The sequence below is a fragment of the Mycobacterium sp. 1465703.0 genome, from assembly GCF_001672975.1.
In the GTDB taxonomy this organism is placed as follows: domain Bacteria; phylum Actinomycetota; class Actinomycetes; order Mycobacteriales; family Mycobacteriaceae; genus Mycobacterium.
Window position 1 is genome coordinate 1 of record NZ_LZKU01000167.1, and the last position, 26,662, is coordinate 26,662.

The following is a 26,662-nucleotide window of genomic DNA, read 5'->3' on the forward strand; positions in this document are numbered from 1 at the left end:
CCTCGAATCCGGGAAACGCCGGTTGGCATTGGATCACCTGCCACGGCTGGCACGTGCCCTGTCAGTCAGCACCGACGAGCTGTTGCAGGCGGCGCCGACGCAAGACCCGCGGGTGCGCGGCACCGCGCACACCCACCACGGCGTCACCTATTGGCCGCTGACCCGCCAGGGCCCCGCCAGCGGACTGCACGCCTTCAAGATCCGGGTCAGCGCGCGGCGCCGCACCCCGCCCACCGACCTGCCGGTACACGAGGGGCAGGACTGGATGTATGTGCTTGCCGGCCGGATGCGGCTGATCCTGGGCGAGCGCGACTTCACCATCGGCCCGGGCCAAGCCGTCGAGTTCTCGACGTGGACGCCGCACTGGTTCGGGGTGGTCCGCGAGCCGGTCGAAGCCATCGTGATCTTCGGACCGCACGGCGAGCGGCTTCACCTGCACAGTTGATCCGGCTCAGACCATTGCCCCCCGGGGACGTCGGTGCCAGGCTGACCAAATGACAGAAGCCGAGAGTTTCGTCGACCAAACGGTGACCGGGGTCGCCGAGCCGCAACCGATGTACAAGGCGCTGCGCGAATCCAGCCCCGTGTTCCGGTCGCCGCAGGCGGTTGTGCTCAGCCGGCTGGCCGATATCGAAATGGCGCTCAAACACACCGAGCTGTTCTCGTCGAACATGGATGCTGTCGATCTGGGCAACGTGCGGCCGCTGATTCCGCTGCAGATCGATCCGCCCGAACATGCGAAGTACCGTCGCATCCTCGATCCGCTGTTCACTCCGCGAGAGATGGCCCGACGCGAACCACGCGTCACCGAGCTGGTCAACGAGATGATCGATCGATTCGCCGACCGTGGCGAATGCGACTTCCACGCCGAGTTCGCGGTGCCGCTGCCCTGCACCGTCTTTTTGCAGCTGCTCGGCCTGCCGCTGGAAGATCTCGGCCAATTCCTGGTGTGGAAGGACGGTGTGATCCGCCCCGAGGGCGACTCGGGTTTCGACCGCCGCCACGAAAGCTCCGCGGGCGTGGCGCAACAGATTTACCAATACTTCGACCGCGCCATCGACGACCACATCGCCAACCCACGCGACGATGTGCTGTCCGCGATGATCGCGGCGAACTTCAAAGACGGGGGCGGCCAACCACTATCGCGCGACGAGCTGCTGGACATCTGCTTCCTGTTCCTCATCGCCGGACTGGACACGGTCACCGACTCGCTCGACTGCTTCTTCGTGTATCTGGCGCGCCACTCCGACCACCGTCACCAACTCGTCGACCAGCCCGACGTCCTGCCCGGCGCCGTCGAGGAGTTGTTGCGCTGGGAGACACCGGTGCCAGGCGTCGCCCGGGTCGCCATCCAGGACGTCGAGGTGGGCGGGTGCCCGATCAGCAAGGGCGAACGGGTCAGCCCGTTACTGGGTGCGGCGAACACCGACCCGGCCGAGTTCCCCGATCCCGAGCTGGTGGACTTCACCCGAAACCCCAACCGGCACCGGGCTTTCGGCGGAGGCCCGCACCGCTGCCTCGGCTCGCACTTGGCCCGCATGGAGCTGCGGGTGGCCTTGCGTGAATTCCACCGGCGCATACCCGATTACCAGATCAAGCCCGGCACCGAGCTCACCTACACCGCGGCGTTGCGATCGGTGGAGTCGCTGCCGCTGGTCTATCCGGTGCCATGACCCGCGTTTCCGTCGACGCCGACAAATGCACCGGGCACGGACGCTGCTACACCCTGGCGCCCGACGTCTTCGACGCCGACGAAGCCGGCCACTCCCTGGTGCTCGTCGACGAGGTCTCCGGCGAGCTGGAATCGCAGGCCGTTACCGCCGAGCGAAATTGCCCGGAACGCGCGATCACGCTGACTCCTTGAACGTGGGGCCGGCGACCTAGGTCGGCTATCGCAATCGCAGTAAAACCAGCCGTAGCGGGGTAACCCCGGGTATGGCCATGAATGTCGCTCACAAGCTGATCAGCTCACATCTGGAGTCCGGGGAGATGTCGCCGGGCGAAGAGATCGCGATCCGCATCGATCAGACGTTGACCCAGGACGCGACCGGCACGCTGGTGATGCAGGAACTCGAGGCGCTCGGGCTCGACCGCGCCCGCACCGAGGTGAGCGTGCAGTATGTCGACCACAACCTGCTGCAGGGCGATGAGAAGAACGCCGAAGATCACGAGTACCTGCGCACCGCGGCGCAACGCTTCGGTTTGTGGTTCTCCAAACCGGGCAACGGTGTGTCGCACCCAACCCATATGCAGCGCTTCGGCATCCCCGGCAAGACGATGGTGGGCTCCGACTCGCACACTCCGGCGGCCGGGTCGCTGGGCATGCTTGCGATCGGCGTCGGCGGTCTCGAGGTGGCGCTCGCGATCAGCGGGCGGCCACTGCACATCAGGATGCCCGAGATATGGGGTGTGCGGCTTGAGGGTGAGTTGCCCGAGTGGTGTTCGGCCAAAGACGTCATCCTGGAAATGCTGCGCCGCCACGACGTCAAGGGCGGGGTGAACCGGATCATCGAGTATTACGGTCCCGGCGTGACGAGCCTGACGGCAATGGACCGCCACGTCATCGCGAACATGGGAGCCGAACTCGGCGCCACCACCACAGTGTTTCCCAGCGACGAGGCTGTTCGCGAATTCCTGCGCGCCGAGGGACGCGAGGATGACTGGACAGAGTTGCTGGCCGACGACGACGCGGGCTACGACGTCGAGGACAGCATCGACTTGTCGCAGATCGAGCCGCTGATCGCCAAACCGTCGTCCCCTGGCAACGTGGTACCGGTGCGCGAGGTAGCCGGCGAGGAGATCGCCCAGTCGGTGATCGGTTCCAGCGCCAACCCCGGGCTGCGCGATTTCGCGATCGCGGCCGCGATCGTGGCGGGACGCCAGACGGCCCCGCAGGTCAGTTTCGACATCAACCCGACGTCGCGCGAGATCCTGGCCGACCTGACCAAGATGGGCGCGACGCTGAAGCTGGTGGAGGCCGGCGCGCGCATCCACCAGGCAGGCTGCATGGGCTGCATCGGCATGGGCCAGGCTCCCGCGGTCGGTCGCAACTCGCTGCGCACCATGCCCCGCAACTTCCCAGGCCGGTCTGGCACCAAAGAGGATGCGGTCTGGCTGTGCTCGCCCGAGACCGCCGCGGTATCGGCGCTTACGGGCGTGATCACCGATCCGCGGGACTGGGCCAAAGCGGAGCAGATGGACTATCCGAAACTCGATCTGCCCGAACGCAACTCGGTCAACATCGCAATGCTGGTGCCACCCCCGGACGCCGAGGAGGCACAACAGGTCGAACCCGTGAAGGGGCCGAACATCTCCAGCCTGCCCGAATTGTCACCGCTGCCGGACGAAATCGAGGCGCCGGTGCTGCTCAAGGTCGGCGACAACATCTCCACCGACGAAATCTCACCGGCCGGCGTGCAGGCGCTCCCGCTTCGGTCCAACATCCCGAAGCTCGCAATGTTCAGCTTCACCCGGGTCGACGACTCCTACCCCGAGCGGGCGCAGCAGGCCGGCGACGGTGGGCACATCATCGTTGCCGGGGAGAACTATGGCCAAGGCTCCTCGCGTGAGCACGCCGCGATCGCACCGCGCTACCTCGGGTTGCGCGTTGTCATCGCCAAGTCCTTCGCCCGTATCCACTGGCAAAACCTGGCCAACTATGGCATTTTGGCGCTCGAGTTCGAAAATCCCGATGACTACGACTCGGTTGACCAAGACGACACCCTGCGCATCCAAAATCTGCATGCGCTCGGCGAAGAGGATGCCCTGCAGGTCGACAATGTGAGCAAGGAATCGTCTTTCGCTGTGCGCCAACGACTTTCGCCACGACAAGTCAAGGATGTGTTGGCCGGCGGGTTGATCCCGCGACTCAACCAAAAGCAGGAGTGACGTTTACAGATAGGCCGTCTGATTTACCAGACGCACTGAAGACGCTCCGTCGGAATAGAATTCGGCGATACTCAGCGATGCCAGGTCGAGGTGCAATCGGTATAAGATGCCGGGCCCGGCATCCAGCGCCTCGCGCAGCAGCATCTTGATCGGTGTCACGTGTGATACCAACAGCACCGTCGTGCCGGCGTGCGCGGCGATGATCCGTTCACGGGCCTTCGATATCCGTTCGGCGGCCGCGTCGAAGCTCTCACCGCCCGGCGGCGGGGTGCTGGTGTCGCGCAACCAGCGGCGGTGCAGTTCGGGGTCACGCTCGGCGGCCTCGGCGAACGTCAGTCCCTCCCAGGCCCCGAAGTCGGTCTCGATCAAGTCGTCGTCGACGGTCACATCCAGGCCCAGCGCCTTGGCGGCCGCCGCCGCGGTGTCGTAGGCACGTTGCAGCGGGGAGGCGTATACCGCCGAAATCCCGCCGCGCTGGGCCAGATACCGCGCCGCCGCATCGCCCTGGCGCCGTCCCACCTCGGTCAGCGCCGGGTTGCCGCGTCCGGAATAGCGGTGCTGCACCGATAACTCCGTCTGGCCGTGCCGCAGCAACAGCAACCGGGTCGGGGTGCCCCGAGCGCCGGTCCAGCCGGGCGCCGACGGGGTTGCCGCGGACTCGGCGCCGGCCGCGCCGGGCATCGGTTCGGATTTCAGCGCAGCTTCGGGTTGTGCCGCGGGTTCGGATTGTGCCGTCGGCTCGGGCTTTTCGGCTGCATCATCGACCTCGGCTGCGGCGTCCATCGCCTCGTTGGCAAGCCGATCGGCATGGGTGTTGCGCTCCCGCGGAATCCACGAGTAGCTGATCTTCTCGAACCGCCTTGCCCGGCTTCGGGCCTCGGCGTGCAACTCGATCAGGTCGGGGTGCTTGACTTTCCACCGCCCGGACATCTGTTCCACCAACAGCTTGGAATCCAGATATACCGCGGCCTCGGTGGCACCCAGATTCAGTGCGTCGTCCAAACCGGCGATCAGACCCCGGTATTCGGCAACGTTGTTGGTCGCGCGACCGATGGCCTGCTTGTTCTCGGCCAGTACGGTCGCGCGGTCCGCCGTCCACACCACCGCGCCGTACCCGGCCGGCCCGGGGTTGCCGCGTGATCCGCCGTCGGCTTCGATGACGACCTTCACTGATCAAAACCCTTGACCCGCAGCAGAATCGCGCCGCATTCCGGGCAGCGCACCACATCGTCGTCGGCTGCCGCCGAGATGCGGGACAGCTCACCGCGGTCGATCTCGAGCCGGCAGGCCCCGCACCGACGGCCCATCAGCTGCGCGGCACCCGGACCTCCCCCGGCGCGCTGCCGTTCGTAGAGGGAGGACAGGGCCGGATCCAGTGCGGCGCTCAGCGAATCACGCCGCGACGAGTGAAGCTCACGGGCCTCGCTGATCTCGGCGACAGCGGCGTCGAGGGCTTGGCGCGCGCTGTCCATGTCGGCCTCGAGCGACTTGAGCGCCTGCTGCTCACCGTCCAGCTGGGATTGCAGCTCCTCGCGCCGTTCCATCACCTCCAGCAGCGAATCCTCCAGGCTGGTTTGACGACGCTGCAAGGTCTCCAGCTCGTGCTGGAGATCCGACAGTTGCTTGGCGTCGGTCGCTCCCGACTGCAGCAGCGCGCGGTCGCGGTCTTCGCGCTGACGCACCGCCTCGATCTCGGCCTCGAGCCGCGACACCTGAGCATCGATGTCTTCCACCGCGATGCGCACCGTGGCCAGCCGATCACCGACGGCGTCGTATTCGACCTGCAACCGCTCGCAAGCCTCCTGCTCCGGCAGATGCGTGGCCCGATGCGCGATGCGGGACAGCTCGGCATCCAACTTGGACAACTCGAGCAATGAACGTTGCTGCGCTACTTCGGCTTTCATAATTTTCCACCCCCGGGCTCGTTGCCAACGTGCTCGACATTCCAAGGGTCGGTGCGGATCGAGCTCACCCGCACCGGGAGCTCCGCACCAAAACGCGACCGCAGCAAGTCGGCAGCCTGTTCACACCACGGGAATTCACTTGCCCAATGTGCCACATCGACCAAAGCGACATCAGAGGCCCGCCGATGCTCGTCGGCGGGGTGGTGCCGCAGGTCCGCCGTGACGTAGGCCTGCACCCCGGCACCGGCCGCAGCAGACAGCAACGAATCCCCGGCGCCACCGCAGACCGCGACCCGAGACACCGGCATGTCGGGATCCCCAGCCGCTCGCACTCCCCAGGATGTCCGCGGCAGCGCGGCCCTCACTCGGGAGACGAAGCTGCCCAACGGTTCCGGGCGTGCCAGCGTGGCGATACGGCCCAACCCGGTATCGCTGGGCGGGGGCACCAGCGCGAAGATGTCGAAGGCCGGCTCCTCGTAGGGGTGGGCGGCGCGCATCGCCGCCAGCACCGCGGACCGGGCCCGGGCGGGTGCGACCACCTCGAACCGGTCTTCGGCCACCCGCTCGACATTGCCCACGCTGCCCACCGCGGGCGACGCGCCGTCGTGGGGCAGGAACTGCCCGATACCGCTGACGCTCCAGCTGCAATGCGAATAGTCACCGATATGTCCGGCTCCGGCCGCAAACACCGCCTCGCGCACCGCTTCCGCGCTCTCGCTCGGCACGTAGACGACCCACTTGTCGATGTCGGATGCGGCCGCCGAAGGCTCCAGCACGGACTCGACGGTGAGGCCGAGAGCGGCGGCCAGCGCATCGGACACACCCGGTCGGGCCGAGTCGGCATTGGTGTGCGCGGTAAACAGTGCACGCCCGGTCTGGATCAAGCGGTGCACCAGTGCACCCTTGGGGGTGCTGGCCGCCACGGTGTCCACCCCGCGCAACAGCAGTGGGTGATGGGCCAGCAACAGGCTCGCCTCGGGGACTTCGTCGACGACCGCCGGTGTCGCGTCGACTGCGACGGTCACCGATCGCAGCGCGTCGTCGGGGTCGCCGCACACCAGGCCCACCGAATCCCATGGTTCGGCCAGCCGCGGCGGGTAGGCCTCATCGAGGACCGCGATGACATCGGCCAGCTTCACGCTCACCGCTGCCTCCCGATGCTGTGCGGCGTGGCCGCCTCCGAAATCGCTTGCGCCAGCAGCGGCCACTCGCGGCGCACCGCGGCCCGCAGGTACCGCTCGTCCAAGCCGACGAACGTATCACAGCGGCGAATGGCAATTCCCCTGTCATGCAGAGTTTTTCGTAGCCGAGCGGCCTCGGGTGTGCGAAACAGCACGAACGGGGCCTGCCCGGCGGTCACCTCGGCTCCCACCGACGCCAAGCCGTCCACCATCTCGGCGCGCAGCTGAAGCAGTCGCGCCGCCCCGGCCGCCGCCTCGCCGACGGCCTGCCGGCCGCAGCATTCGGCGATGGCCGTCAGTTGCAGCGTCCCCACCGGCCAGTGCGCCCGCTGCGCGGTCAGCCGCGCCAACACCTCCGCAGCACCCAGCGCGTAGCCCACCCGCAGTCCGGCCAGCGCCCAGGTCTTGGTCAAGCTGCGCAGCACCAGCACGTCGGGCAGCGCGGCACCGGCCAGCGATTGCGGCTCGCCGGGAATCGAATCGGCGAACGCCTCGTCGACCACCAGGATCCGGCCGGGCCGACGTAACGCCAGCAACTGTTCGCGGGTGTGCAGCACGGAGGTGGGATTAGTCGGATTGCCCACCACGACGAGGTCGGCGTCGTCGGGGACGGTCGCACCGTCCAGGCCGAAGGGCGGCCCCAGCACCACGTGGTGCACCGGCACTCCCGCCGCGGTCAGCGCCACGGCCGGCTCGGTGAACGCCGGTGCAATGATCGCCGCTCGCTGCGGACGCAGGTTGCTGAGCAGGGCGAACGCCTCGGCCACTCCGGCCAGCGGCAGCACCTCGTCGCGGGTCCGGCCGTGTCGCTCGGCGGCCGCGTCCTGTGCCCGGTGAACGTCGTCGAGGCTCGGGTAGCGCGCCAGATCGGGCAGCCGCTCAGCCAGCCGGCGCAACAGCCACTGCGGCGGTTGGCCGTGCCGGACGTTGACGGCGAAATCCAGCATCCCGGGCGCGACGGCCTGATCACCGTGGTAGTGCGCCGCAGGCGGGCTCAGGTTCAGACTCGCCATCCGTGAAACACTAGTGCGCCGGCCGGGCCCGCCGGACGAGCATCGGCAACACGGTCTCACTCGGCCGCGGCCATCAAGGACAATGGTGAGGTGACAGGCACAGTGTCAACAGATCGCCAGGCCCCCGCCTCCTCGGGTGGGGCGCAGCTGGTGATCTTCGATCTCGACGGCACGCTGACCGACTCCGCGGAAGGGATCGTCGCCAGCTTTTTGCATGCGCTCAACCACATCGGCGCCCCCACACCGCCCGGCGACCTCGTCGCGCAGATCGTCGGCCCGCCGATGGACGACACCTTCCGATCCATGGAGCTCGGCGACGACGCCGAGGAGGCGATCGCGGCGTTTCGCGCCGAGTACGGCAGCCGGGGCTGGGCGATGAACGCGCTGTTCGACGGGATCGAGTCACTGCTGGTGGATCTGCGTGCCGCCGGCGTCCGGCTGGCGGTGGCCACCTCCAAGCTGGAACCGACGGCGCGGCGCATCCTCGCCCATTTCGGGCTCGACCAGCATTTTGAGGTCATCGCCGGGGCGAGTCCGGACGGTTCGCGCAAGGCCAAGGTCGAGGTGCTGGCCCATGCCCTGTCGCAGCTGGAGCCGCTGCCCGAGCGGGTGTTGATGGTCGGTGACCGCAGCCACGACGTGCACGGCGCGGCCGCCCACGGCATCGACACCGTGGTGGTCGGCTGGGGTTACGGCCAGGCCGACTTCCCTGATCCTAACCCCGGCAGCGACACTGCCTCGGGGCCCGACGGCGTGACGCACGCCGCCACCATCGACGAACTACGGAGGGCGCTGGGTGTCTGATCGCGAGCCACTGCATGTCACGTTCGTGTGCACCGGCAACATCTGCCGTTCGGTGATGGCCGAAAAGATGTTCGCCGACCAGCTGCGCCGTCGGGGTCTGGCCGAGGCGGTGCGGGTGAGCAGCGCCGGCACCGGTAACTGGCATGTGGGCGAGTGCGCCGACGAGCGGGCCGCTGGTGTGCTGCGCGCCCACGGCTACCCATACGAGCACCGCGCCACGCAGGTCGACGCCCATCACCTGGGGGCCGACTTGGTGGTGGCGCTGGACCGCAACCACGCCCGGATGCTGCGACATCTGGGCGCCGACGAGGACCGCGTCCGGATGCTGCGGTCTTTCGATCCGCGCACCGGTGCCCACACCCCCGACGTCGACGATCCCTACTACGGCGACACAGAAGACTTCGAACGCGTGTACACCGTCATCGAGGCCGCGCTGCCGGGCCTGCATGACTGGGTCGATGAACAACTTGCGCAGAACGGGTCGCCTTGATGCGCCGGTTGGCCTTTCTGCTACGTCCAGGTTGGATAGCGCTGGCGGTGGTGGTCATCGCCTTCGCGTATCTGTGCTTTACGGTGCTCGCGCCGTGGCAGCTGGGGAAGCACAGCCGAACGTCGCAACAGAACCGCCAGATCGAATCTTCCCTGAACACCACCCCGGTTCCACTAAAAACACTTCTGCCGCAACAGAATTCAGCGGCTCCGGATGCGCAATGGCGCCAAGTCACCGCAACCGGGCACTACCTGCCCGACGTCCAGGTGCTGGCCCGGCTGCGGGTCATCGACTCCAAACCGGCGTTCGAGGTGCTGGCGCCATTCGTCGTCGACGACGGACCGACCGTGCTGGTCGACCGCGGGTACGTGCGGCCGCTGGAGGGCTCTCATGTCCCGCCGATCCCCCGCCCGCCCGCGCAGAGCGTGACCATCACCGCGCGGTTGCGCAACTCCGAGCCCGCCGCCCCGGGTAAGGACCCGTTCGTGGGAGACGGTGTGCAGCAGGTGTATTCGATCGACACCGAACAGGTCGCGGTGCTGACCAAGGTCGCGCTGGCCGGGTCCTACCTGCAGCTGGTGGAGGGCCAGCCCGGCGGGCTCGGCGTGGTCGGCGTGCCCCAACTCGACGCCGGCCCGTTCCTGTCGTACGGCATCCAGTGGATCGCGTTCGGCATCCTCGCCCCGATCGGGTTGGGCTATTTCGCCTACTCCGAGATTCGCGCCCGCCGCCAGGAGAAGCTACAGCGGAGCTCACCCGCCGCGGAGACGGCGCCCGGGGTGGAGGCGCCGCAGACTGTGGAGGCCAAACTGGCCGACCGCTACGGCCGCCGACGGTAACCCGACAGATAGATCGACAGCCCGGCCACCACCACGGCGCCCGCCTGCACCAGCGACGACAGCGTCACCGCGCGCCGCAGGTCGGTCACCGTGGGATCGCGGCCATCGCCGAGTGTGGGCCGGATCTGCAACTCATGGCGGTATTGCGTGGGACCACCCAGGCGCACTCCCAGCGCCCCGGCGAAGGCCGCTTCGACGACGCCGGCGTTGGGGCTGGGATGACGGGCGGCATCACGACGCCAGGCCCGCACCGCACCGGATGGTGATCCGCCGACCACAGGGGCCAGCAGCACCACCAGCGACGCCGTCATCCGCGCGGCCGCATAGTTGGCGATGTCATCCAACCTCGCTGCGGCCCAACCGAAGCGCAGATAGCGCGGCGAGCGGTAGCCCACCATCGAGTCCAACGTGTTGATGCCGCGGTACACCAGCACCGCGGGCGCGCCACCGACCGCCGCGTACAGCAGCGGCGCCACCTGGGCATCGGAGGTGTTCTCCGCGACCGATTCCAGCGACGCGCGGGTCAGCCCCCCGGCGTCCAGCGACGCCGGATCACGCCCACACAGCGACGGCAGCAGCCTGCGCGCCGCCTCGACGTCGCCGCGTCCCAGCAACTCCGACATGGCCAGGCCGGCCCGCGTCAACGAGGTTCCACCCGATGAGACCCAGGTGGCCGCGGCGATCACCGCGATCGACCACGGCAGGCCGCGCCGCCCGGCGGCCCGTTGCGCGGCGATGCCGAGCAGGCCCAGCACCGGAATCAACGCGCCGACATGGGCCGCGCCGGCGATCCGGCTGTCCCGGTAGGTCACATTCTCCAGCGCGGCCGCGGCTTGGCCGAACAGCGCGACCGGATGACCCCGTCGCGGGTCGCCCAGCGCGCGGTCGGCCAGATAGCCGATCACCACGCCCGCGATTCGGGCCTGCGTCGCAACCACCTCGGCAGCGTCTCACACCGGATGGCATCGCCTCTTCGACTAGGCCACCGCCAGGATCACCACGACGATGACCAGCACAGTCAGGCTGGCCAGCGTCCACCACAGCCCGAATCCATATTTGAACTTGCCCGGCGGCGCGTGTCATCTGAGGACTCGTCGACGTGGCGACCCCCCATTTCCCGCCGGGTGACAGATTCGGCGGGTCGGGAGGACTTGAATTTCCGGGTTCAGCGCTCATCCGGCCGAGCGTGCCGGTTCTTGGCCGGATATAACACGCAGATCGTTGATCGTGCCGATCCGGCGATGGTCTACTCGAAGTCATGAGCCCCAACAGGCGAGGTCTGCGATGAAGCGGCGGGCGACCCGGGTCGCCGACCTGCTGAACCCGGCGGCAACATTGTTGCCCGCCGCGAACGTCATCATGCAGTTGTCGTTGCCCGGCGTCGGCTATGGCGTGCTGGAAAGCCCGGTGGACAGCGGCAACGTCTACCAGCATCCGTTCAAGCGCGCCCGCACCACCGGCACGTATCTGGCCGCCGCGACCATCGGGACCGACTACGACCGGGCGCTGATCTGCGCGGCGGTCGACGGCGCCCACCGGCAGGTCCGGTCGACGTCATCAAGTCCGGTGTCCTACAACGCTTTTGACCCGAAGTTGCAGCTGTGGGTGGCGGCATGCCTGTACCGGTACTTCGTCGATCAGCACGAGTTCCTGTACGGCCCGTTGGATGCTGCGACGGCCGACGCCGTCTATACCGACGCCAGGCGGCTGGGCACCACGCTGCAAGTGCCCGAGGGGATGTGGCCAGCCGATCGGGCCGCGTTCGACGAGTATTGGAAACGCTCCCTCGACGAGCTGCGCATCGACCCTCCGGTGCGCGAGCACCTGCACGGTGTGGCGTCGTTGGTGTTTCTGCCATGGCCGTTGCGGGTGGTGGCCGGTCCGTTGAACCTGTTCGCGACGACGGGGTTTTTGGCTCCGGAGTTCCGGGCGTTGATGCAGCTGGACTGGACGCCTGCCCAGCAGCGCCGCTTCAGGTGGCTGCTGTCCGCACTGCGGTTGGCCGACCGGTTGATCCCGCACTCGGCCTGGATCTTCGGGTACCGGCTCTACTTGTGGGACATGCGATCTCGGGCGCGACAGGGCCGGCGGATCGTCTAGACCCCGCAGGGCGGACTAGCGTGGCAAGGCATGACATTTCCAGCGCTCAACCACGTTGCGATCACGGTGCGCGACATCGAGATCAGCGGCCGGTGGTACCGCGAGCTGCTCGGCGCCGATCCGATCCTCGACGAGCACACTGACGCGGGTTTTCACCACCGGGTGTGGATGCTCGACGGCGGCACGGTGTTCGGCATTCACCAGCACGACCACCCGGCGCCCGACGAAGAGTTCAGCGAACATCGCGTCGGCCTCGACCACGTCGGCTTCGGTTGCGCCAGCCGCGCCGAGCTGGAGAACTGGGTCACCCGGCTGGGCGAATTGGGCATCGAGCACGGCGGCATCGTGGATGCGCCCTACGGTTCGGGCTTGAGTTTTCGCGACCCCGACGGTATCGCACTGGAGTTCTTCGCCCCGCCCGGCTGATCGGCTCAGCGCACCGTCGCAAAAAACGCGCGCAGATCCTCGACGAACAGCTCCGGTTGTTCGAACGCCGCGAAATGTCCGCCGCGCGGCATGTCCGTCCAGTGCGTGATGTTGTAGACCGGCTCGCACCAGCTGCGCGGCGCCTTGAGCAACTCCCCGGGGAAAGACGCTATGCCGGTGGGCAATTCGACGCGATCCCCGCCGCCCCACACCGCAAAGCTCTCCCAATACAGGCGGGCCGAGGACGCGGCGGTGTTGGTCACCCAATAGACCATCACGTTGTCGAGCAATTCGTCGCGGCTCAGGGCGTTCTCGGGGTGCCCGTCGCAATCCGCCCAGTCCCAGAACTTTTCGACAATCCAGGCGAGCTGCCCGACCGGTGAATCGGCCAATCCGTAGCCCAACGTTTGCGGCCGGGTGGACTGCTGCTTGGAATAGCCGGTGCCCCATTTGCGGTGGTTGGCCAACCCGGCCAACGCTCGTTGCTCCTGCTCGGTGGGATTGGCCAGCGAGTCCTTGGTCGGCCTGCCGACCGGCATGTTCAGGTGGATGGCCGCGCAGTGACCACGGTTGCGGCCGATCTGCGTGGTGACCGCGGCGCCCCAGTCGCCGCCCTGGGCGCCGTAGCGCTCATAGCCCAGACGCAGCATGAGGGTTTCCCATGCCTCGGCGATCTTTTCCACGCCCCAACCGGCGGTAGAGGGTTTTCCGGAGAACCCATAACCCGGCAGCGACGGACAGACGACGTGGAAGGCGTCCTCGGCGCGCCCCGAGGCGGGGTTGGTCAATGGCTCGATTACCTTGTGAAACTCCACAATCGAGCCCGGCCAGCCGTGGGTGATCACCAGCGGGAGGGCGTCGTCGTGCGGTGACCGCTGATGGATGAAATGGATGTCGAGCCCGTCGATCTCGGTGGTGAACTGATCGAAGCGGTTCAGTGCGGCCTCGCGCGATCGCCAGTCGTAGTCGTTGGCCCAATAGTCGGCCAGTTCGCGGGTGTAGGCCAGGGGCATGCCCTGGCTCCAGTCGTCCACGCATTCGGCCTCTGGCCACCGAGTGCGGGCCAGCCGCGATCGCAGATCGTCGAGAACGTCGTCGGGAACGTGGATGCGGAACGGTTTCACGCGTTCATAGTGCCCCCGGGGGCGAACACCACCGCACACACCCCGCCGGTGGGGTGAGCCCCGTGCGGGCGGCCGGAACCGGCGGCGCCGGGTGTCGTAGCGGCGGTTGCCGGTCGGGTGTGCTGCGCTCGTTGTCTCAGGGTGCGAGCCGGACAAAGCCCGGCGCCATGGGTGGCGCCGGCGACGCGGGCGGCGGCACCGGAGGCGCTAGCGGCGCGGGCGGTGACGCCTCGGGCGGCGCGGGCGGCGCGGGCGGTGGCGCCTCGGGCGGCGCGGGCGCCGGTTCCGCTGGCAGGCCACCGCCGACGCCACCGTCGCCATTGCCGGGTGCGGCTCCGGGTTGCGGCGCGACGGCGGGAGGAGGTGGCGGCTGTTGTGGTCGTGGCAGCACCAGTTGTGGTCGAGGCGGAGCCGCGATCGGCCGGGGTGGTGTTTGGAGGTGCGCCACCGGCGGTGGTGGCGCCGGAACCTGCGGCGGGTCCGGCTGGGTGACCTCGCCGGCGGGAAGCGGTCCGATCTGCGAGGTGAGCGCCGCGCCATGCACCGGCCGGTAACCTCCGGAGTGGCCCACCGCCAGGGCGTCGGCGGGCCAGAAATGTGGTTCGCGCAGCTCGTCTCGTGAGTTGACCGCACTGCGAAGATCATCGGCACTCCGGTGCGCTGGGTCAGTCCATCGCGACGCGGGATCGGTGACGATCAAAGCGATCTTGCTTCGGTCGTATGGGCAGTAAGCCCCCACCGCCGCAGTGATGAATCGCCCTTCGGTGCGTGCGAGGCGGCCAGGGGCGAATAGCCGCTCGGGCGGATCGTTGGTCTCCGCATAGTCGACCATCGCTTTCACCACGCGGTCCGCCGGAATGCCGGCATTCAATGCACGACACACCTTATGGGCTGTGTCGACCAGACTCGGCACGCCTTCGAGGGCGGGGATGCCTTCTTGATCGAGTAATGCCAGGAAGTGGTCGTCTTCGTTTGAGTCAGCCGATGCTGCGCCGCCGCGCAGAACCGCAGCGCCGCTTAACAACACGATGGCGGTTACCAGGACACCGGCGTGGCTGATGATGCCGGTGAACCTGGTGATGCCGATAAACATGACAGGATTTCCATTTCTTGAAGAGCCCGTCAGCTGACGGGCTTTGGATATTGATCTACGCCACAGATGTGGGTAGCTGCGGGGCTGGTGCGGGCTGACCGGACGCGCGACCTGGCGACACCGGCTGAGGTGCCGCGGTAAGGCGGCGGCTGCCTATTCCAAAGCCCTGCAAGCGAATTCCCCGGCACACTGCCCTCGATTTGATCAGCAAGATCCTCGGGGGGCGCGCGTCGCGGCGGGATGACCTCGGATGGTGGGCGGGGTGGGCCTTGCCCATCCCTCTACATCTCGGCTGCCGCAGGATGGCGTGTCCAGCAAATGATTCGCCGCTGGCCAACGGCATACCGATATCGTATCGCCGCACTTCCGACGCGGAATATGGTAATAGCCTGAGTCCTTGCTGAACGTTTTCTGTTAATCCACAAGCGAAATGCTGACCCGTTATGCGAAAAGCTAACTCGCACCTTGCGGAGCGCCCCCGAATCGAACAGAGAACCTATGCCGCAACAGTTTTCGAGTCATACCTGAGAGATCGAGGGCGCTTGTATATTGACGACCTTCGCCCGCTCCGGCGAAGTAAAAGAGCGCGGGATCTGTTCCGGCGCCGCAGGTTCCAATCTCCATTGAAATCGCACCGTGTCGGCTGCCGACCGTCGCGGCACGTTCAAGGTGGCGACTATTGCCCTCGGGCTTGACGAAGGTGCCCTGATGCTGCGAGGGAAGCTTTCTCACTGAGTTGTCCGTGAGTTCCGTTGCGCGCGTTCAAACCCGTGGCGCATATCGCCGCTCGAGTTCGCGCCTGACAGCGGTCTTTAGTGCGCGGGTAACCAACACCCCGGGATTGTCCGCTCCTTGCTGGCGGGAGAATCACCACTCGGACACATGTACTTGTCCGGAAACCTCACGCACGTCGGCGGCAGCGGCTGATCTAGGCCGTCGGACGTCGGCAGGATAGCGGACCGTACGTCAGTTGGTTTGGTCGAATCGCTGGCGTTGTCGAACTCCATACGCCGCCGCCTTCACGGTGTCGTCATCCTCCATCCCCGAGCCCAAAGCTCCGCCCAACGTGGCTATCGCCGCCACCAGCCAGGACATCAGCAACAAGGTTGAGAGGCTGACGGGATGGCCGATGTTTTTCGCGACCATTTGCGGAGGAAGCGTCCACCATGCGGTCAGCAGCAGCAGGAGGAACAACCCAGCGTGGAAAATCATCACGCCGATTAGCAGGGTGACGACAGTAGAAGCGTTGTGCAACACCGCCCGTTCACGTTCGTCGGCCGAATGCGGGCGTTCCCATATCTTGTGTTCGATGACGAGCCAGGCGATCAGCGCTGCAGTCGCCAAGATCGTTGCTGTGCTCAATCGCCAGGGGCCCATAGTGTCGGAGAGCTGCCAAATCGTCGGATATGCAAGGCTTACTGCCCCAGTGGCGAACGCCGCCATCATCACCTTCGACATGCCCGTGACCAGTCGCCAGGGTCGATTCGCGTAAACCATCCCGACCAGCAGCCGCAGACGTGACAGGGCTGTCGGCGCGACGTAGCGGACAACATCGTCGTCCTGTGTCCGCATCAGCCGCTTCATCGAAGGATTGTGCTTGCCCGACTTGTCCGTCAACTCGGCCACGACGGTCCGCGCCAAGTTCCTCACCCGGCGATCGATGAACACGCCACCGACGCCGGGAATGGAAATCACCCCGAGTCGGCCAGACACGCTGATGTCGGCTATTACCGGCGCCGTGCCCTGACGTCGAGGCAGGTCCGTCAGGGAGATGACAATGTCTTCCGTCTCGCTACCGGGGTCGATGGTGCCGACCACGTCTGAGACTTCGGCATGCTCGCCGATCGGGTAGGCGTGACGGCGCACAGAGACATCCCACTTGTCGTCTGCGGGAGCCCAGTCCGTGAGCGCGTCAGGCAGCGAATCGGACAGACGTTCGGCAATCGCCGCAGGCGCGCCGGGATCGGCGACAAGCAAGATCGACGATGGCTCGTTTGGCATCGTCTTCGCCTACCCGCGCGCCAAGCGGCCAAACGCTGGTGGGCGCGGACGGTATCGAACCGCCGACCGCTGGTGTGTAAAACCAGAGCTCTACCACTGAGCTACGCGCCCGTGCCCCGGGCAGGCTACACGTCCGAAGGCCAAGTTCCCAAAATTTCCAGCCCCTCTCCGGGCCCGCTCAGGCCCGTAAGGCCGCCAGGGCATCGGTCCAGAGCCGCTGGTCGCGGGACTCGCCGGGCTGTTTCATCTCGGCAAACCGAATGATCCCGGACCGGTCGACGACGAACGTCCCGCGGTTGGAGTAGCCGGCGTCCTCGTTGAACACGCCGTAGCTCTGGCTGACCGCGCCATGCGGCCAGAAATCCGACAACACCGGAAAGGTGAAGCCGCTGTCCAGCGCCCAGACCCGGTGGGTGGGCGGCGGACCCACCGAGATGGCCAGCGCCGCGCTGTCGTCGTTTTCGAAATCGGGCAGGTGGTCCCGCAGCCGATCCAGCTCGCCCTGGCAGATCCCGGTGAACGCCAGCGGGAAGAACACCAGCAGAACGTTCTTGGCGTCCCGGTATGAGCTCAGCGTGACTCGCTGTTGGTTCTGGTCGCGCAAAGTGAAATCAGGGGCGGCGGTACCGACGGACAGCATCAACGCTTCCCGGCCCGAGATTTGGGCTGTACCAACCGGCTGGCGCTCCAGTCCCCCAGGTTGACCGACGAGGTCGGCATCAAACCGGCGGTGGGAGCGGCCTCGGCGATCTCGGCCGGCAGCACGTGACCGGGCTTGCCGGTCTTGGGCGTCAGCACCCAGATCACGCCGTCTTCGGCCAGCGGGCTGATCGCGTCCATCAGGGTGTCCACCAGGTCGCCGTCACCGTCTCGCCACCACAGCAGCACGACGTCGACTACCTCGTCGGTGTCCTCGTCGAGCAAGTCGCTGCCGCACGCTTCCTCGACATCGGCGCGAATCTCGTCATCGGTGTCTTCGTCCCAGCCCCACTCCTGGACAACTTGGTCCCGTTGGATGCCCAGTTTGCGAGCGTAGCTCGGGGCGTGATCCGCCGCGACCACCGTGGAGCCTCCTTCAATATCCGCGCGCTATGCGATTGGGGATTATCGTCGCACAGCTAGAACCCGGTCCATACTTCCGTATCTCTAGGTTGCCAGGCACAGTTTTACTGCGTTCTTTTTCGTGTCGTTGAGTTGGTCGACCCGTTTGTTGAATTCGGATGTCCCCGCGTGGGTGCCGATGGCGTTGGCCACCGCCCGCGCGGCGTCGATGTAGGCGTTGAACGCGTCCTTGATCTGCTGCGACATCGCATCACTGAAGCTGTTGCCTACCGTGGTGGCGCTGTCGTTGAGCGCATCGATGGCCGGGCCTTCGGTCGGGCCGGTGCCGGTTCCCGCGTTGAACGCCTTGACGAATTCGTTGGTCTTGTCGATCGCGTTCTTGCTGGTGGTGATCAGCGTGGCGCAGGCGGTGCGCACCGCCCTGGTGGTCAGCGACTGTTGCCGCTGGGATTCCCGGACGCTCGACGTGGCCGAGGACGCCGACACCGAGGCGGACACCGACTGCCGGTAGGCCGGAGCCACTTTGGTGTCGGGCGTTGCCGTGCCGTTGGTGACCGAGGTGCACCCCACGATGCCCATCAGCGCCGCGGCGACACAGCCCAGCGCCAAGGCCCCGCGCCGGGAGAAAGCTCCCACCTGCATCTGAGGTACGGCACGCCACCGGATGAGCACAGGCCTGACGTTACCGGGTGGCTTGTGCACGTGCCCCATACACGCCGAGTTGAGCTTCGCCAGCTGAACCCGGGTCGGCCTACCAGACGTCGGCTATCCGCCCGCAACAGCGGTGCGGCACGATGGTGGGAGGGTGCGACCCACCCATTAGGCACACATCCCTCCAACAACAGGAGTAGTGCGTTGACAACCGAATTCGTGCGCCACGATCTGGCCACAAACCCCACCGGCGCAACCGAACCCGACCGCGTCCGGGTGATCCGCGAAGGGGTGGCTTCCTACCTGCCCGACATCGATCCCGAAGAGACGTCGGAGTGGCTGGAGTCCTTCGATGAACTGCTGGAGCGGTCCGGCCCGTCGCGGGCCCGCTATCTGATGCTGCGGTTGCTGGAACGGGCCGGCGAGCAGCGAGTCGCCATCCCGGCGCTGACGTCAACGGATTACGTCAACACCATTCCGACCGAACTGGAGCCGTGGTTCCCCGGCGACGAGGACGTCGAACGGCGCTACCGGGCATGGATACGCTGGAACGCGGCCATCATGGTGCATCGCGCCCAGCGTCCGGGAGTCGGTGTGGGCGGCCACATTTCGACCTATGCGTCGTCGGCGGCGCTGTACGAGGTCGGCTTCAACCACTTCTTCCGCGGCAAATCGCATCCCGGTGGCGGGGACCAGGTGTTCATCCAGGGCCACGCATCGCCGGGCATCTATGCGCGCGCCTTCCTGGAGGGCCGGCTGACCGCCGATCGGCTGGACGGCTTCCGCCAGGAGCACAGCCATGCCGGCGGCGGGTTGCCGTCCTACCCGCACCCGCGGCTGATGCCCGACTTCTGGGAGTTTCCCACGGTGTCGATGGGCCTGGGCCCGCTCAACGCCATCTACCAGGCGCGGTTCAACCACTACCTGCACGATCGCGGTCTAAAGGACACCTCCGACCAGCACGTGTGGTGCTTTTTGGGCGACGGCGAGATGGACGAGCCGGAGAGTCGCGGCCTGGCACACGTCGCGGCGCTGGAGGGCCTGGACAACCTGACGTTCGTCGTCAACTGCAACCTGCAGCGCCTGGACGGCCCGGTACGCGGCAACGGCAAGATCATCCAGGAACTGGAGTCGTTCTTCCGCGGCGCCGGCTGGAACGTCATCAAGGTGGTGTGGGGCCGCGAGTGGGATGCCCTGTTGCACGCCGACCGGGACGGCGCGCTGGTGAACCTGATGAATACCACGCCCGACGGCGACTACCAGACCTACAAGGCCAATGACGGCGCCTACGTGCGCGACCACTTCTTCGGCCGCGATCCGCGCACCAAAGCGCTCGTGGAGAACATGACCGATTCCGAGATCTGGAATCTCAAGCGCGGCGGCCACGACTATCGCAAGGTCTACGCCGCCTATCGGGCCGCCGTCGACCACAAGGGTCAGCCGACGGTGATCTTGGCCAAGACCATCAAGGGCTATTCGTTGGGTGCGCATTTCCAGGGCCGCAACGCCACCCATCAGATGAAAAAGCTTGCGCTGCAAGACCTCAAGGACTTCCGCGACGCGATCCGAATTCCGATCAGCGACGCTCAGCTCGAAGAGGATCCCTACCTGCCGCCGTACTACCACCCCGGCTCGGACGCCGAGGAGATCCGCTACATGGTCGACCGCCGGCGCACCCTCGGCGGCTTTCTGCCCGAGCGCCGGACCAAGGCCAAGGCGTTGCGGCTGCCGAGCCGCGACATCTACGCCGCGCTGAAGAAGGGATCGGGAACGCAGGAGGTGGCCACCACGATGGCGACGGTGCGAACCTTCAAAGAAGTGTTGCGGGACAAGGAAGTCGGCCCGCGAATCGTGCCGATCATCCCCGACGAAGCGCGCACCTTCGGCATGGACTCGTGGTTCCCGTCGCTGAAGATATACAACCGCAACGGCCAGCTATACACCGCGGTGGACGCCGAGCTGATGCTGGCATACAAGGAAAGCGAAGTCGGCCAGATCCTGCACGAGGGCATCAACGAAGCCGGGTCGGTGGCGAGTTTCATCGCGGCGGGCACGTCGTATGCCACCCACAACGAGCCGATGATCCCGATCTACATCTTCTATTCGATGTTCGGCTTCCAGCGCACGGGTGACGGCCTGTGGGCCGCCGCCGACCAGATGACGCGCGGCTTTCTGCTCGGCGCGACCGCGGGACGCACCACGCTGACCGGCGAGGGCCTGCAACACGCCGACGGTCACTCGCTGCTGTTGGCCAACACCAACCCGGCGGCGGTCGTCTACGACCCGGCGTTCGCCTACGAAATCGCCTACATCGTGGAAAGCGGGTTGGCCCGGATGTTCGGGGAGAACCCCGAGGACGTGTTTTTCTACATCACCGTCTACAACGAGCCGTACGTGCAGCCCCCCGAGCCGGAGAACTTCGATCCGGAGGGCCTGCTGCGCGGCCTTTACCGCTACCACGTCGCCACCGAACAGCGGGCGAACAAGGCGCAGATCCTGGCGTCAGGGGTGGCGATGCCGTCCGCGCTGAAAGCCGCAGAGATGCTGGCCGCGGAGTGGGACGTGGCGGCCGATGTGTGGTCGGTGACCAGCTGGAGCGAATTGAACCGCGACGGCGTGGCGGTGGACAGGGCGCGGCTGCGCCATCCGGACCAGCGGGCCGGTGTTCCGTACGTCACCCAGGCCCTCTCCGACGCCACCGGCCCGGTCATCGCCGTCTCGGACTGGATGCGTGCGGTTCCCGAGCAGATCCGACCCTGGGTGCCGGGCACTTTCGTCACCCTGGGCACCGACGGGTTCGGCTTCTCCGACACCCGGCCCGCGGCGCGGCGGTACTTCAACACCGACGCCGAGTCGCAGGTGGTCGCGGTGCTCGAGGCGCTGGCCCGCGACGGGGAGATCGACCCGTCGGTGCCGATCGCCGCCGCCCGGCAGTACAAGATCGACGACGTGCAGGCCGCCCCGGAACAGACGTCGGATCCCGGCGTGGCCTAACGCGCCGGCCGAGCGCCGACTGTGCGGCCCGCCGCACGGTCGGCGCCGAGGGTGCGGCGGGCCGCACACTCGGACATTGCGCCCACCGCACTATGAGGCGACCTTAAGAGCCTCATCGCTCGCGGCCAGAGAGTCGTGGCACGGCCTTAAGAGCGCCACACCCCACTTTTGGCGGAATGTTCCAGAAATATCGCGTAGCTTTTAGGGGTGAATGACAACCCCTTCGCCGGTCCGTTCGCCAAGCAACCCCGATCGCCATTGGAGATGCTCGACACGGTGCCGGACTCCGTCCTGCGGCGGTTGAAGCAGTACTCCGGGCGGCTGGCCACCGAAGCGGTCTCGGTCATGCAGGATCGGTTGCCATTCTTCGGCGACCTGGAAGCATCCCAGCGGGCCAGCATGGCGTTGGTGGTGCAGACGGCCATCAACAACTTCGCCGAGTGGATGCAGGACCCGCACAGCAACGTCAGCCATACCGCGCAGGCGTTCGAATTGGTGCCCCAGGACCTCGCCCGCCGGATCGCGTTGCGCCACAGCGTCGACATGGCCCGCGTCACGATGGATTTCTTCGAGGAAGTCGTCCCGCTGCTGGCCCGCTCCGAAGAGCAGTTGACCGCGCTGACGGTGGGCATTCTCAAGTACAGCCGCGATCTGGCGTTCACCGCCGCCACCGCCTACGCCAACGCGGCCGAAGCCCGCGGGACGTGGGACAGCCGGATGGAGGCCAGCGTGGTCGACGCGGTGGTCCGCGGTGACACCGGTCCCGAGCTGCTGTCCCGGGCCGCGGCGCTGAACTGGGACACCACCGCCCCGGCGACGGTCGTGGTCGGCACCCCGGCTCCCGGCCGGGACGGGTCGACCGGCCCCGACGACAGTGAGCGTGCGAGCCAGCATGTCCGCGACATCGCCGCGCACCACGGCCGCGCGGCGCTCACCGACGTGCACGGCACCTGGCTGGTCGCTATCGTGTCCGGCCAACTGTCACCAACCGACAAATTCCTGGGCGATCTGCTGGTGGCGTTCGCCGACGGCCCGGTGGTCGTCGGACCCACCGCACCCATGCTGACGGCGGCCTACCACAGCGCCAGCGAGGCCATATCCGGCATGAACGCCGTCGGTGGCTGGCGCGGAGCGCCGCGCCCCGTCCCGGCCCGCGAACTGCTGCCCGAACGCGCGCTGATGGGCGATGCCTCGGCGATCGTCGCACTGCACACCGACGTCATGGGCCCGCTGGCCGATGCGGGTCCTACCCTGATCGAGACCCTTGACGCTTACTTAGATTGTGGCGGCGCGATTGAGGCCTGTGCCAGAAAGTTGTTCGTTCATCCAAACACCGTGCGCTACCGACTCAAGCGGATCACCGACTTCACCGGCCGTGATCCCATGCAGCCCCGGGATGCATATGTGCTGCGAGTGGCCGCGACGGTGGGCCAGTTGAACTATCCCACCAGCCCCTCAAATGCCGCCAACAACGTGATGCCGCCGGTTCCGTTGCCGGTCAAAGGGGCTGTGGCGGGACAAACGAGGTGACAGTGATCCAGGCAACAGGTCGCGGGACGATATCAAACCCGTAGCTTACGGGGCTGTTTTGTAGGGTGTGCACAAAAACCTAAGACGAGGTTCATAATCTGTTACACCCGCCAAAACCGTTTCCACAGTGTTCTCTTAAACACGTGATTGCATTGCTTGCGCCCGGACAGGGTTCGCAGACCGAGGGGATGCTCTCGCCATGGCTGGAGCTCCCCGGCGCCGCTGACCAGTTGGCGCTCTGGTCCAAGGCCAGTGGCCTCGACCTCGTGCGCCTGGGCACCACCGCATCGACCGAAGAGATCACCGACACCGCGGTCACCCAGCCGCTGGTCGTGGCCGCCACACTGCTGGCCCACCAGGAGCTGACCAAGCGCGACCTGCTGTCGGACACCGAGTTGGTCGTCGCCGGCCACTCCGTCGGAGAGATCGCCGCCTACGCGATCGCCGGCGTGATCGCCGCCGACGACGCCGTCGCACTGGCCGCCACTCGTGGCGCCGAGATGGCCAAGGCATGCGCCGCGGAGCCGACCGGCATGTCCGCGGTGCTCGGTGGCGACGAGGCCGAGGTCTTGGCCCGGCTCGAGCAACTCGACCTGTTCCCCGCCAATCGCAACGCCGCCGGGCAGATCGTGGCCGCCGGATCGTTGACCGCGCTGGAGAAGCTGGCCGAAGACCCGCCGGAGAAGGCCCGGGTGCGCGCCCTCGGTGTGGCCGGAGCGTTCCACACCAAGTACATGGCCTCGGCGCTGGACGGCTACGCCGCCGCCGCGGCCGCGCTTCAGACTTCCGAGCCCACCATCACGCTGCTGTCCAACCGCGACGGCAAGCCGGTCGCCTCGGCGGCCGCGGCGATGGAGGCGCTGGTCGCTCAGCTCACCCAGCCGGTGCGCTGGGACCTGTGCACCGCGACGCTGCGTGACCTGGAAGTCACTGCGGCCGTGGAGTTCCCACCCGCGGGCGCTCTCACCGGTATCGCCAAACGAGAACTTCGGGGAGTTACGGCTCGCGCCGTCAAGTCGCCCGCAGACCTGGACGCGTTGGCCGAGCTGTAGAACCAGCTCGGCCAGTTGCATACCCGGTACAACCGCATAACACGTCAATTCGACTAACACACAACACATTACGAAGGGAACACGCTGTGGCTGTCAGCCAGGAAGAAATCATCGCCGGTATCGCCGAGATCATCGAAGAGGTAACCGGTATCGAGCCCTCCGAGGTCACCCCGGAGAAGTCGTTCGTCGACGACCTGGACATCGACTCGCTGTCGATGGTCGAGATCGCCGTGCAGACCGAAGACAAGTACGGCGTCAAGATCCCCGACGAAGACCTCGCTGGTCTGCGCACCGTCGGTGACGTCGTCTCCTACATCCAGAAGCTCGAGGAAGAGAACCCCGAAGCTGCCGAGGCGTTGCGCGCCAAGCTGGAGACCGAGAACCCCGAGGCGGTCGCCAACGTCAAGTCGAGGCTGGAAGCGGACAGCAAGTGAGCAAGCCTTCCACTGCTAATGGCGGTTACCCCAGCGTTGTGGTAACCGCCGTCACGGCGACGACTTCGATCGCGCCGGACATCGAGAGCACGTGGAAGGGTTTGTTGGCCGGCGAAAGCGGCATCCACGTCCTCGAAGACGAGTTCATCACCAAGTGGGACCTGCCCGTCAAAATCGGTGGACACCTCAAGGAGCCCATCGACGAACGGATGAGCAGGCTCGACATGCGCCGCATGTCCTACGTGCAGCGGCTGGCCAAGCTGCTCAGCGGTCAGTTGTGGGAGACCGCCGGTAGCCCGGAGCTCGATCCCGACCGGTTCTCGGTCGTGGTCGGCACCGGGCTCGGTGGCGCCGAACGGATCGTGGAGAGCTACGACCTGATGAACGAGGGCGGCCCCCGCAAGGTGTCGCCGCTCGCGGTTCAGATGATCATGCCCAACGGCGCCGCGGCCGTGGTGGGACTTCAGCTCGGCGCCCGCGCCGGGGTGATCACCCCGGTTTCGGCCTGTTCGTCGGGTTCCGAAGCAATCGCCCACGCCTGGCGTCAGATCGTCATGGGTGACGCCGACGTCGCGGTGTGCGGCGGTGTCGAAGGCCCCATCGAGGCACTGCCGATCGCGGCGTTCTCGATGATGCGGGCCATGTCGACGCGCAACGATGAGCCTGAGCGCGCATCGCGGCCGTTCGACAAGGACCGCGACGGCTTCGTGTTCGGTGAGGCCGGGGCGCTGATGCTCATCGAGACCGAGGAGCATGCCAAGGCACGCGGCGCCAAGCCGCTGGCCCGATTAATGGGTGCCGGCATCACCTCGGATGCCTTCCACATGGTGGCTCCGGCCGCCGACGGTGTGCGGGCGGGCCGGGCGATGACGAGGTCGCTCGAGTTGGCGGGGTTGTCCCCCAAGGACATTGACCACGTCAACGCGCACGGCACCGCGACGCCGATCGGTGACACCGCCGAGGCCAATGCCATTCGGGTCGCCGGTTGCCAAGAGGCAGCGGTATACGCGCCGAAGTCAGCTCTGGGGCACTCGATCGGTGCCGTCGGGGCGCTGGAATCTGTTCTCACGGTATTGAGCCTTCGGGACGGCGTGATACCGCCAACACTCAATTACGAAACCCCCGATCCCGAAATAGATTTGGACGTTGTCGCGGGTGAACCTCGTTACGGCGAGTTCCGTTACGCGATCAACAACTCGTTCGGCTTCGGTGGCCACAACGTGGCACTCGCCTTCGGGCGGTACTGAGTTCGGCGTCCGGCGAAAACGCGGGCCGCGACCGGCCCGCGGAGGAGCCGGACAAATCTGGAAGGAACGTTCGCAAGACCCATGACAGAGCTGGTTACCGGGAAAACGCTCCCGAACGTGGTCGTCACTGGCATCGCCATGACGACCGCGCTGGCAACTGACGCCGATACCACCTGGAAGCTGTTGCTGGACAGCCAAAGTGGTATCCGCAAACTCGAGGATCCGTTCGTCGAGGAGTTTGACCTGCCGGTGCGCATCGGCGGGCATCTGTTGGAGGAATTCGACAGCCAGTTGACCCGTGTGGAGCTGCGTCGGACGGGCTACCTGCAGCGGATGTCGACAGTGTTGGGCCGGCGGGTCTGGGAGAACGCCGGCTCTCCCGAGGTCGACAAGAACCGGCTGATGGTGTCCATCGGTACCGGCTTGGGTTCGTCGGAAGAGATGGTCTTCAGCTACGACGACATGCGCGCTCGTGGCATGAAGGCCGTCTCTCCGCTCGGCGTGCAGAAGTACATGCCCAACGGCGCCTCGGCGGCGGTGGGGCTGGAGCGCCAGGCCAAGGCCGGGGTGATCACGCCCATATCGGCGTGCGCGTCGGGTTCCGAGGGTGTGGCGCAGGCCTGGCGCAACATCGTGTTCGGCGAGGCCGACATCGCCATCTGCGGCGGCGTGGAAACCCGGATCGAGGCGGTGCCGATTGCGGCGTTTGCCCAGATGCGCATCGTGATGTCCACCAAGAACGACGACCCGGTGGGTGCCTGCCGCCCGTTCGACCGCGACCGCACCGGCTTCGTGTTCGGCGAGGCCGGCGCACTGATGGTGATCGAAA

25 protein-coding genes, 1 tRNA gene and 1 pseudogene are annotated in these 26,662 nt (G+C 66.7%); 15 read left to right on the forward strand and 12 right to left on the reverse strand.

Annotated features, from left to right (window positions below):
* The 4 genes from A5625_RS14720 to A5625_RS14735 all read left to right on the forward strand — a co-directional run.
* A partial coding sequence (locus A5625_RS14720; RefSeq protein WP_066989956.1) for a helix-turn-helix domain-containing protein occupies positions 1–445 on the forward strand: 445 nt, incomplete at its 5' end.
* 49 nt (positions 446–494) lie between these two features.
* Positions 495–1,673, forward strand: a complete 1,179-nt coding sequence (locus A5625_RS14725; RefSeq protein WP_066994927.1) for a cytochrome P450 — start codon at positions 495–497, stop codon at positions 1,671–1,673.
* Complete coding sequence (locus tag A5625_RS14730; protein WP_066994930.1) at positions 1,670–1,864, forward strand: ferredoxin; 195 nt, start codon at positions 1,670–1,672, stop codon at positions 1,862–1,864. The genes A5625_RS14725 and A5625_RS14730 overlap by 4 nt, the downstream gene beginning before the upstream one ends.
* 71 nt (positions 1,865–1,935) lie before the next feature.
* On the forward strand, positions 1,936–3,888 hold the full coding sequence (locus A5625_RS14735; RefSeq protein WP_066994934.1) for an aconitate hydratase: 1,953 nt from the start codon (positions 1,936–1,938) through the stop codon (positions 3,886–3,888).
* Positions 3,889–3,891: 3 nt separating this feature from the next.
* Here the strand turns inward: A5625_RS14735 and A5625_RS14740 are convergent, their stop codons facing one another.
* The 4 genes from A5625_RS14740 to cobC are packed head-to-tail and all read right to left on the reverse strand — an operon-like array spanning position 3,892 to position 7,986.
* Complete coding sequence (locus A5625_RS14740; protein WP_066994937.1) at positions 3,892–5,058, reverse strand: bifunctional RNase H/acid phosphatase; 1,167 nt, start codon at positions 5,056–5,058, stop codon at positions 3,892–3,894.
* Positions 5,055–5,792 (reverse strand): zinc ribbon domain-containing protein, encoded by a 738-nt coding sequence (locus A5625_RS14745; RefSeq protein WP_066994941.1) that lies wholly within the window; start codon positions 5,790–5,792, stop codon positions 5,055–5,057. Before A5625_RS14745 ends, A5625_RS14740 begins: the two co-directional genes overlap by 4 nt.
* Complete coding sequence (locus tag A5625_RS14750) at positions 5,789–6,937, reverse strand: Nif3-like dinuclear metal center hexameric protein (RefSeq protein ID WP_066994943.1); 1,149 nt, start codon at positions 6,935–6,937, stop codon at positions 5,789–5,791. The genes A5625_RS14745 and A5625_RS14750 overlap by 4 nt, the downstream gene beginning before the upstream one ends.
* Positions 6,934–7,986: an Rv2231c family pyridoxal phosphate-dependent protein CobC gene (gene cobC / locus A5625_RS14755; RefSeq protein WP_066994946.1), complete on the reverse strand. Its 1,053-nt coding sequence runs from the start codon at positions 7,984–7,986 to the stop codon at positions 6,934–6,936. Before cobC ends, A5625_RS14750 begins: the two co-directional genes overlap by 4 nt.
* A 90-nt stretch (positions 7,987–8,076) precedes the next feature.
* On the opposite strand from cobC, the gene A5625_RS14760 reads away from it, so the two are divergent.
* Genes A5625_RS14760 through A5625_RS14770 form a run of 3 tightly spaced genes read left to right on the forward strand, consistent with a single transcriptional unit; the run spans position 8,077 to position 10,119 of the window.
* The gene (locus tag A5625_RS14760) at positions 8,077–8,790 is read left to right on the forward strand and encodes an HAD-IA family hydrolase (RefSeq protein ID WP_197516112.1); all 714 of its coding nucleotides are present in this window, start codon (positions 8,077–8,079) and stop codon (positions 8,788–8,790) included.
* Entirely contained in the window at positions 8,783–9,280 is a 498-nt protein-coding gene (locus A5625_RS14765) for a low molecular weight protein-tyrosine-phosphatase (RefSeq protein WP_066994953.1), read from the forward strand. Before A5625_RS14760 ends, A5625_RS14765 begins: the two co-directional genes overlap by 8 nt.
* The gene (locus A5625_RS14770; protein ID WP_066994957.1) at positions 9,280–10,119 is read left to right on the forward strand and encodes an SURF1 family protein; all 840 of its coding nucleotides are present in this window, start codon (positions 9,280–9,282) and stop codon (positions 10,117–10,119) included. Before A5625_RS14765 ends, A5625_RS14770 begins: the two co-directional genes overlap by 1 nt.
* On the opposite strand, the gene A5625_RS14775 is transcribed toward A5625_RS14770, so the two are convergent.
* The gene (locus tag A5625_RS14775; protein WP_066994959.1) at positions 10,101–11,057 is read right to left on the reverse strand and encodes a cobalamin biosynthesis protein; all 957 of its coding nucleotides are present in this window, start codon (positions 11,055–11,057) and stop codon (positions 10,101–10,103) included. The two genes, A5625_RS14770 and A5625_RS14775, sit on opposite strands and share 19 nt — an antisense overlap.
* Before the next feature lie 346 nt (positions 11,058–11,403).
* On the opposite strand from A5625_RS14775, the gene A5625_RS14780 reads away from it, so the two are divergent.
* Both A5625_RS14780 and A5625_RS14785 read left to right on the forward strand, forming a co-directional pair.
* On the forward strand, positions 11,404–12,219 hold the full coding sequence (locus A5625_RS14780; RefSeq protein ID WP_066994962.1) for an oxygenase MpaB family protein: 816 nt from the start codon (positions 11,404–11,406) through the stop codon (positions 12,217–12,219).
* A gap of 30 nt (positions 12,220–12,249) precedes the next feature.
* Entirely contained in the window at positions 12,250–12,645 is a 396-nt protein-coding gene (locus A5625_RS14785; RefSeq protein ID WP_066994964.1) for a VOC family protein, read from the forward strand.
* Between the two features lie 5 nt (positions 12,646–12,650).
* Here A5625_RS14785 and A5625_RS14790 read toward each other — a convergent pair whose 3' ends face one another.
* From A5625_RS14790 to A5625_RS14820, 7 genes are all read right to left on the reverse strand, one after another.
* On the reverse strand, positions 12,651–13,769 hold the full coding sequence (locus tag A5625_RS14790; protein WP_066994967.1) for an epoxide hydrolase family protein: 1,119 nt from the start codon (positions 13,767–13,769) through the stop codon (positions 12,651–12,653).
* A 136-nt stretch (positions 13,770–13,905) separates the two neighbouring features.
* Positions 13,906–14,862 (reverse strand): DUF732 domain-containing protein, encoded by a 957-nt coding sequence (locus A5625_RS30555; RefSeq protein WP_066994970.1) that lies wholly within the window; start codon positions 14,860–14,862, stop codon positions 13,906–13,908.
* A gap of 966 nt (positions 14,863–15,828) precedes the next feature.
* Positions 15,829–16,863: a hypothetical protein gene (locus A5625_RS14800; protein WP_066994972.1), complete on the reverse strand. Its 1,035-nt coding sequence runs from the start codon at positions 16,861–16,863 to the stop codon at positions 15,829–15,831.
* A 36-nt stretch (positions 16,864–16,899) separates the two neighbouring features.
* Positions 16,900–16,974 (reverse strand) — tRNA-Val (locus A5625_RS14805).
* Positions 16,975–17,041: 67 nt separating this feature from the next.
* The gene (locus A5625_RS14810; protein WP_066994975.1) at positions 17,042–17,503 is read right to left on the reverse strand and encodes a peroxiredoxin; all 462 of its coding nucleotides are present in this window, start codon (positions 17,501–17,503) and stop codon (positions 17,042–17,044) included.
* Positions 17,503–17,925, reverse strand: a complete 423-nt coding sequence (locus A5625_RS14815; RefSeq protein ID WP_066994978.1) for a DUF3052 domain-containing protein — start codon at positions 17,923–17,925, stop codon at positions 17,503–17,505. The genes A5625_RS14810 and A5625_RS14815 overlap by 1 nt, the downstream gene beginning before the upstream one ends.
* Positions 17,926–18,009: 84 nt before the next feature.
* Positions 18,010–18,597 (reverse strand): hypothetical protein, encoded by a 588-nt coding sequence (locus tag A5625_RS14820; protein ID WP_066994993.1) that lies wholly within the window; start codon positions 18,595–18,597, stop codon positions 18,010–18,012.
* A 183-nt stretch (positions 18,598–18,780) separates the two neighbouring features.
* On the opposite strand from A5625_RS14820, the gene aceE reads away from it, so the two are divergent.
* The 6 genes and pseudogenes from aceE to kasB form a co-directional block, all read left to right on the forward strand.
* Positions 18,781–21,570, forward strand: a complete 2,790-nt coding sequence (gene aceE / locus A5625_RS14825; protein ID WP_066994981.1) for a pyruvate dehydrogenase (acetyl-transferring), homodimeric type — start codon at positions 18,781–18,783, stop codon at positions 21,568–21,570.
* Positions 21,571–21,777: 207 nt separating this feature from the next.
* A complete protein-coding gene (locus A5625_RS14830; protein WP_066994984.1) occupies positions 21,778–23,100 on the forward strand; it encodes a CdaR family transcriptional regulator in 1,323 nt (440 codons plus the stop codon).
* Positions 23,101–23,243: 143 nt separating this feature from the next.
* Positions 23,244–24,152, forward strand: a complete 909-nt coding sequence (locus A5625_RS14835) for an ACP S-malonyltransferase (RefSeq protein WP_066994987.1) — start codon at positions 23,244–23,246, stop codon at positions 24,150–24,152.
* 86 nt (positions 24,153–24,238) lie between these two features.
* Positions 24,239–24,586 (forward strand): meromycolate extension acyl carrier protein AcpM, encoded by a 348-nt coding sequence (acpM, locus tag A5625_RS14840; RefSeq protein WP_007770614.1) that lies wholly within the window; start codon positions 24,239–24,241, stop codon positions 24,584–24,586.
* A complete protein-coding gene (gene kasA / locus A5625_RS14845) occupies positions 24,583–25,833 on the forward strand; it encodes a 3-oxoacyl-ACP synthase KasA (protein ID WP_066994990.1) in 1,251 nt (416 codons plus the stop codon). The genes acpM and kasA overlap by 4 nt, the downstream gene beginning before the upstream one ends.
* 81 nt (positions 25,834–25,914) lie before the next feature.
* Positions 25,915–26,662: pseudogene (kasB, locus tag A5625_RS14850) on the forward strand (3-oxoacyl-ACP synthase KasB); the annotation flags it as partial.